5 protein-coding genes are annotated in these 7,393 nt (G+C 40.3%); all 5 read right to left on the minus strand.

From position 1 onward, the window contains the following. Positions 1–137 precede the first annotated feature (137 nt). A complete protein-coding gene (locus tag ACI4WN_RS04725) occupies positions 138–1,451 on the minus strand; it encodes a C1 family peptidase (protein WP_439777193.1) in 1,314 nt (437 codons plus the stop codon). Positions 1,452–1,523: 72 nt separating this feature from the next. Continuing rightward, entirely contained in the window at positions 1,524–2,834 is a 1,311-nt protein-coding gene (locus ACI4WN_RS04730; protein ID WP_439777194.1) for a C1 family peptidase, read from the minus strand. Between the two features lie 114 nt (positions 2,835–2,948). Then, complete coding sequence (locus ACI4WN_RS04735) at positions 2,949–5,129, minus strand: peptide cleavage/export ABC transporter (RefSeq protein ID WP_439777195.1); 2,181 nt, start codon at positions 5,127–5,129, stop codon at positions 2,949–2,951. Then, positions 5,126–5,887, minus strand: a complete 762-nt coding sequence (locus ACI4WN_RS04740) for a LytR/AlgR family response regulator transcription factor (RefSeq protein WP_009557584.1) — start codon at positions 5,885–5,887, stop codon at positions 5,126–5,128. The genes ACI4WN_RS04735 and ACI4WN_RS04740 overlap by 4 nt, the downstream gene beginning before the upstream one ends. 2 nt (positions 5,888–5,889) lie before the next feature. Further along, positions 5,890–7,242, minus strand: a complete 1,353-nt coding sequence (locus ACI4WN_RS04745; protein WP_439777196.1) for a GHKL domain-containing protein — start codon at positions 7,240–7,242, stop codon at positions 5,890–5,892. Between the last annotated feature and the right edge of the window lie 151 nt (positions 7,243–7,393).

The following is a 7,393-nucleotide window of genomic DNA, read 5'->3' on the forward strand; positions in this document are numbered from 1 at the left end:
AATAAAAAAACGCCTCATTGAGGCGTTTTTTATTATGCTTTTTTAATGGGATCGATGATCCTAGTCTTGGTGCAAGACGTAGATCAACAAACCCAGCAAGGCCAGGGAAATGATCCCGGCGAAAATTAAGGTAAACATTAGGCTAAGGAGTCCCATGGCTCGAGTTCAACTGGCATTGAGGCTAACAATGCTTGTTGGTCCTTGGTCAAGTACTTCTTGTGGACCACGACTTCGTAGACGTATTCCTTGAACCAGTCTTGACTCATGACGTAGTAGCCCTTTGAGCCGGACTTGTCGCCCCAGGAATTTTCTACCTTCCATTGACGGATTTCGCCTTGGTCTTCGTCGACCCCAACTAGGGTCATGGCGTGAGAAACTTCGCCCACGCCCGTAGCTAGCCGTTCAGCCTTGGTTAAGCTGGTGTCGACGTCAAAAAGCTCATCCAGTTTGTACAGTTCCGTGTCCAGGTAGCCGGTCTTTCTGTCCATTTGCCGGAGAACGTCGTTGCCAAACCAAACGGCTTCGCCATCCTTTAACTGGCTGACAGCAGCTCGTTCCAGGTATTCCATTGGCACGTTCAAGAAGAGGATTGGGGAGCCGCCTTCCACGTTGTCTTCAGCGCCCAGGTGGTAGAGCTTGCCGTATTCATGGTCAGGAGCGTTGGTCAACACCACGTAGTCGTCTAGGTCAACGTCAAAGTACTTTTGGTAAAAGGCAACAGGGGTTAAGTCCTTGTCCAGGTGGTAGCCCTTGTCATCGTCTCTAAATTCCAAATCGAAGGTCTTAGGCGGTTCGCCAACAGCGATGGCGGTCATCCGGTAGACTTCGTTTAAGAACTGCTTACGAGCCTTTTCTAGGCCTTCAGTGTCGCCAGCTTGGGCAAGCTTTCTGAGCACTAAAGCGTCTTTTCTTTCCTTGTCGGCCAAGGCTTGGGCAAAGCCGGCAGTAGCTGAGGTGTTGAAGCTTTCAGGCATGGCATAGCTTGGGACTACGCCGTACTTTTTCACTAAGGAAATAGCCATGTGCCACTGGCCGCCGTCATGACCAGCAAAGTCAAAGTAGCTGCGGACTCCCCGGTCGTCCAGCGGCTTGTCAGCCGTTTCGATGACCTTTTCGTAAAAGAGGTTGGCTCTTTCCAACTTGTCCCAGAAGAAGTTGTAGCTTTGGGACAGGGTGAAGTTCTTAGCCTTGTTCTTTTGGCCAAAGTTGTGGCGCAAGACGTTCAAGGTTGAGAAGAGCCAGCAGCGGCCAGACTGCTTTTGGTTGGTGACATTGTCGGTGTCCAGCTCGGTTGAGAAGACCCGGGTCAAGCGGCGGGCGACGCCTTCGTTATAAGAGGCTTCCAAAACGCCGCTGCGACCAGCAGCTCTAGCGATCACTTGGTTCTTGGGGTTGGCATTAAAATCTTGGCTGAATTCAGCCAGTTCTTGCAGAGTTAATTCGTGACTCATTAATTTTTCTCCTTCATTACTTAAGTTAAGCCTATCTTAGCCGAATCATGGAAAAAGTGCAATTAACGGGGATTAGATCAAAGAATCCCATGGGTCCAGCTCGATTGGCTCAGTGTTCAGCAAGGCTAAAATGTCCTTTGGCACGTACTGCTTTTGGACAGCGACTTCATACGTGTATTCTCTGAACCAATCGCGGCTCATGGTAAAGTAGCCCTGATTGCCAGACTTGTCGCCCCAGGAGTTTTCCACCTTCCACTTGCGGATGTGGCCGCCATCGAGGTCGACGCCGACGATGGCCATGTCGTGAGAAGATTCGCCAATTCCGGTCCGCAGGCGGTCGGCCTTCGAAAGGCGGGTATCAATGCCGAGCAGGGCATCGTATTGGTACAGGTTCAGGTCCATCATGCCGGTCTTGCGGTCCATTTGCCGCAGAACATCATTGCCAAACCAGACCGCTTCGCCGCCCTTTAATTGATCAACGGTGGCTTGCTCCAGGTATTCCATTGGCACGTTGATGAAGAGGTTCGGGTAGCCGCCCTGGATGTTGTCCTCAAAGCCCAGGTGGAGGACCCGGTTAAGCGGGTGGTCAGGAGCATTAGCCAAAACCACGTAGTCATCTAAGTCGGTGTCACAGTATTTTTGGTAAAAGGCTAAAGGCGTTAAGTCCTTTTCCAAGTGGTAGCCCTTGTCGTCATCTCTAAATTCCAAGTCAAAGGTCTTAGGCGGCTCTCCCAGGGCCGTAGCCATGATCTGGTAGATCTCGCCGAGGAAACTAACGCGTGCTGCTTCTAAGGCCTCCTGATCGCCTTTTTGAGCTAACTCGCGCAGGGCTAAAGCATCTTTGCGTTCCTTGTCAGCCAGGATTTGGTCTAAGACGGCAGAGTGCTCGCTGTTATAGCTTTCTGGCATGGCATAAGTTGGCACTACGCCGTACTTTTTGATCAGGGAAGCGGCCATGTGCCACTGGCCCCCGTCAGTTTGGCACCAGTCAAAGTAGCCGCGTACCGTCCGGTCGTCCAGTGGCCGGTCAGCGGTCTTGATGATCCGGTCGTAGAAGTAGTTGGCCCGTTCAATCTTGTCCCAGAAGAAGTTGTAGCTCTGGGAAAAAGTGAAGTTCTTGGCTTTGTTCTTCTTGCCAAAGTTGTGGCGGACAACGTTCAAGGTTGAAAAAAGCCAGCAGCGGCCGGACTGCTTTTGGTTGGTAACATTGTCAGTGTCTAGCTCTAGGGAAAAAGTGTGGTTGTGTTCAGCGGCAGGGTTGTAGGCTGCTTCTTGTAGGCCGGAGCGGCTTACTGCCCGGCTGATCACCTGGTTCTTGGGGTCGGCGTTGAACTGCTGGCTAAATTGAGCGAGCAGCTCAGGATTTAATTCGTGTTTGGTCATGATTTTTCTCTCCTTTTACTTAGTTAAGCTTCTTCAATCTTACGGTAAATATTGCACATTTTCAAATATTGTAAGATAGGAAAACACACCCCAATAATTGGAGTGTGTTTACGATTAAACATTGTTTATCAGGTTGTAGTAGTAACTATGGTGGTCGAGTAATTCTTGAGGTTTACCATGTTCTACAATCTTTCCCTGATGTAGAACAATAACTCTGTCAGACAATTGGGCGATAGAGAGGTGGTGTGCAACAAAGATAATGGTCTTATTGGGAATCTGTAGTAGGTTTCTAACGATCTTTGATTCAGTAATTGTATCAAGTCCACTTGTGGTTTCATCAAAGATTAAAACGGTGGCTGGTGATAAAAGAGCACGTGCAATTGCCAGACGTTGCTTTTGTCCGCCTGATAACATCTTACCTTGTTCATCTAGTTGAGTATCGAATCTAAGAGGTAAATCGTCAATATCTTGATATATTTCGGCTGCTTTACAAGCATCCACTAATTGTTGATCAGAGATTATATTGTCTGAACTAAGTAAAAGGTTATCTCTAATTGTTCCTGAAAAAATATTAGGGATTTGTGGCGTGTAGCTAATATAATCGCGAAGTAAGTGGCTATTGATTTCCTTGATTGAAAGGTGGTTGAGGGTTAGACTACCTTGGCTTGGATAGTTAAATCCGACAAGTAATTTGGCCAACGTCGATTTTCCTGATCCACTCATTCCAACAATTGTAAGTTTTTCACCCTTTTTGATTTGTAAGTTGATATTGTTTAAGATATTCTCATCAAAATCATAGTGGTAGTAGACGCTTTTGAATTGAATGGTTCCATCAATCTGACTTCGGGAAGTAATCGGCTTCGAAATCCAATTTTCACGTTTTACAGCATAAACCTCATTTAATCTCTTTTGGGCTACTTGAGCTGACTGGATTATAGGTTGCAAATTTATCAAATTTTTGACGGGCTCAAAAAAGTATACTAGTAGAGAATTGAAAGTCATTAGTTGACCGATCGTCATTGAATGGCTAATAACGTCTTTTGAGCCAAACCATAAAACTAATAGGGTTAGAGAAGTTTCGATTAGAGTTTTTATAGCATTTTGCCAAGCAAACATTTTCCCGTATTCAAAATTCTTTTGAAGATAATGAAGGTATTTATGTCTAAGCATTTTAAGATACTTTTGCTCTCCATTAAATGCTTTGATTGTCTCTATTCCTTCAATACTTTCAATAATTGTAGAAGAAACTTTTGAGTTACTCTCCATTTGTTCATTGTTGAGTCGATCAAATCGTTTACTAAAAGAGGCAATAGTTATCATAAATAGCGGTGCTGAAAGAATAGTCAGAATAAAAAGATGACTATTTTGGAAAAATAGGATAAAGCCAACCGTAATAATAATGGTTAAGTCAAGAAAGAGGGAGACTGTCAAATTGGATAAAGCTTCAACGATATGTCCAGTGTCAGAAAAGCGCGAAGTGATTTCACCGGTCTTTCTAGTAGTGAAAAAGCTTATTGGTAAGTTAAAAAGATGCTTTAGATATTGAAAATTCAACTTGCTGGATAGTTTTTGCTCTAAATGAATTAATAGAAGACTTTGCTCAAAAGAAAAGAGAGAGCTAGCCATATAGGCAATTAGCAAACCACAAGAAAAAACAGTAATTAAATTTGACCTTCCCTTTGGAATATAGCTATCAATCAGTCCCTGTAAGAAAAATGAACTGATGATATCAATTCCAGTCACTAGAAAAGATACTAAGATCAACTTAATAATCAAATTACTTTCTTTTTTATATAACAAGGGAAGCAACGACCAAACGGTAGTATTTTTTTCATGTACTTCTTTAAAATTAGCTTGTGCTTTAAAGAGTAAGGCAACGCCAGTCCATTGTTGGCTAAATTCCGTTTTTGTAATTTCGATAATTCCAACGTCTGGATCTGGATCAGCAATTACTAATTTTGATCCCAGATCTTGTAAAATTGTATAGTAATGAAGCAATTCATTGTCTTTGACTACATGTACAATCAGCGGATATGTAATTTCTTTAGAAAGAAATAATGATAGATCAGTTTTAACGGCGGTAACATTCAAATATAGCTGTTCTGCTGCCTTTACCAAGCCAAGGGCAGTGGTACCTTCAGTGTTAGTTTTGGCTAATTGCCGTAAGTGAGCCAAGGTTACATTTGAATGATAATATTTCAGAACCATTGCTAAACAGGCAATTCCGCAATCAGTTTCATCTAATTGAGACACATATGATTTATGGTACTTAATAGAGTTAAATATGTTGGTCATTTTTTAAAATAATCCCTAATCATATGACTATTTTTGCGTGAATAGTATTGAATATCACCGTTTGGAAAAGTAATTCTGTGCTGCTGGTAATCAACTTCAGCTTTATTTGGATTGATCAAACATGATTGACTGATTTGTAAAAGATAAGGAGCCTTATCTGCAACTTTGCTGATACTACCGATAAATTGACTAATTCCGTTGGCATGAACAAGTTCTAATTTATGGGAGTTACCAGTAGTTGAAATATAGTAAATATCACTTACAGCAATTCTTCTTATTTCGTGTCCTACTTTATAAGTAAAAAACATTTCATTTTCAGAGTTTGCTTTTTTTAAAGTATTTATCGCTGACTTTAAGGTATCTGAGATACGTGTTGTGAGATCGGCGATGTTGGAGCTTTTTACAATATAGTCAATTGGTCCTAGGCGCCTTTGGTAAGTGATAATAGAAAGGTCAGCGTGACTGGTAACAAAAATAATTTGGGCTTTGGAGTCCATTTGCTTAATGTATTCTGCCAAATCAAACCCGTTATCTTTGCCAACATTTTTACCAAGCTCAACATCTAGGAAATAGATTCCACCGGTAGGATTTGACTTCTGTAAAATAGCGATGGCACTTTCAAACGTTGTTGCTTGTCCAACAATGGAAAAAGTAATTGAATCATCGTCAGATAGTCTAAAAGATGCAATTTGTAATATGCTGGTAAGTTGATCAATTGTTTCCTGATTGTCATCACAAATAAAAATTTGATACTTCATAGCTAGTCTAATACCTCGTCTATTGGCAGGATAGTTAAATTAAAAATAAACCAATTATCTTTAGCTTGATAGTCAATTATTACATTATCGTATTTTTGAGCAAATTGTTTAACATTTGCTAGTCCAAGTCCTTGATGTTGTTTTTTGGTTGTGTAACCTTTATGGGCTAGTTGGTTTAGGCTGATATCGGAATTAGGAATTCGATTACGGATCATAAATTCAAAGTCATCATGATCTTGATAGTACATGGCCTCAATTCGTAAATCTTGTTTTGAAAGAGCATTAGAGCTTGAATAGTCTGTTTCAGCCTCAATTGCGTTGTCAAAAGTAATGCCGATTACTCTAACCAAATCAAGCAAATCGATATTTTGAGGAATTTTATAAATTTCTGGTTCACATCCAAAGTTATATGAAATCCCCAAATTGTACATTTGTGTCAACTTGCTAAATACTATACTTTTAAGTGCCTTTATATGAATGTGGTTTAGGTCTTTATACTTGCGTAATGCTTCTTCACTAAACTGGCTATTTGAGTATTCACTCAATTTATCGATAACGCCTTTAACGTCTCCTTCTTGAGCATCAATTTTTAAGCTGTTGAGAATATTTTGATAATCATGCTTAAATCTTCGAAGATCGTCCTCGTTTTGATCTAGATAGGATGAGTATTCTTCTAGTTCTTGCTTTTCTTGAAGCAGCTCTTTTTGCTGCGTGTGAGAAAGTAATTTCTTTTGTATTTCGACTAAAGCAATATACATGATCAAAATAAAGATAGATTGCAAAAACAATAACGTTAAAGATACAACGATAACCTCGGTTGGTTTTGTATCGCTTAAAACATACGCATTAAGAATTGTTTCACTAATATATACATACGACAAAACACCAATAAAAACTTTTTTATTGGTGCTAGTTAGGTTAGTACTAATGTTTGGGATAATTTTACGGAGTAGCAGGTAACTAATAATAATGATCGAAATATTAGTAAAGAAATCTAAATTACTAGAACCCAAAGTGGGAAATAGGAAAAGAATCAAGTTAGAAAGAATGACAGTAGTGGAGTCAAAAATACCTAGCAATAACGCAGATCCTAGAATTAGAAATTTATCTTTTGAACACCGTAAGCCAAGCAACATAAAGAATAGAATTTCTGCAATCGTAATTGAAATGTTGACTACTACATTTGATGGGATTAATACGGACGCTATAAAGCAAAAAATATAAAAAATGGTGACAAGGATTTTCTGGGGTATCGTAAATTTGACCATAGATGCTTTTGTAAAGATGGATAAGTCTACGATTAAACTCAGTATTATATTAGTTAGTATGCTAAATAATTCAAAGGTATTGTTCATGGATATCTACTCATTACTTTCTAAAGACCTTAAATAAATTCTTGTATAACTGGCTTCTTTTTTTATCCGTATTAAAGCCACGTACGTTAATAAAACTTGTGGTAATATAAGTAGAAAACTGAGATTGTGTAGTACCGCCTATAATTTTTTG

It is taken from the genome of Lactobacillus sp. (genome assembly GCF_051893255.1).
Lineage (GTDB): Bacteria > Bacillota > Bacilli > Lactobacillales > Lactobacillaceae > Lactobacillus.

Bases quoted from the DNA above. Each gene is read 5' to 3' on its own strand.
- ACI4WN_RS04725 (WP_439777193.1), bottom strand. From the start codon at position 1,451: ATGAGTCACGAATTAACTCTGCAAGAACTGGCTGAATTCAGCCAAGAT.
- ACI4WN_RS04730 (WP_439777194.1), bottom strand. From the start codon at position 2,834: ATGACCAAACACGAATTAAATCCTGAGCTGCTCGCTCAATTTAGCCAG.
- ACI4WN_RS04735 (WP_439777195.1), bottom strand. From the start codon at position 5,129: ATGACCAACATATTTAACTCTATTAAGTACCATAAATCATATGTGTCT.
- ACI4WN_RS04740 (WP_009557584.1), bottom strand. From the start codon at position 5,887: ATGAAGTATCAAATTTTTATTTGTGATGACAATCAGGAAACAATTGAT.
- ACI4WN_RS04745 (WP_439777196.1), bottom strand. From the start codon at position 7,242: ATGAACAATACCTTTGAATTATTTAGCATACTAACTAATATAATACTG.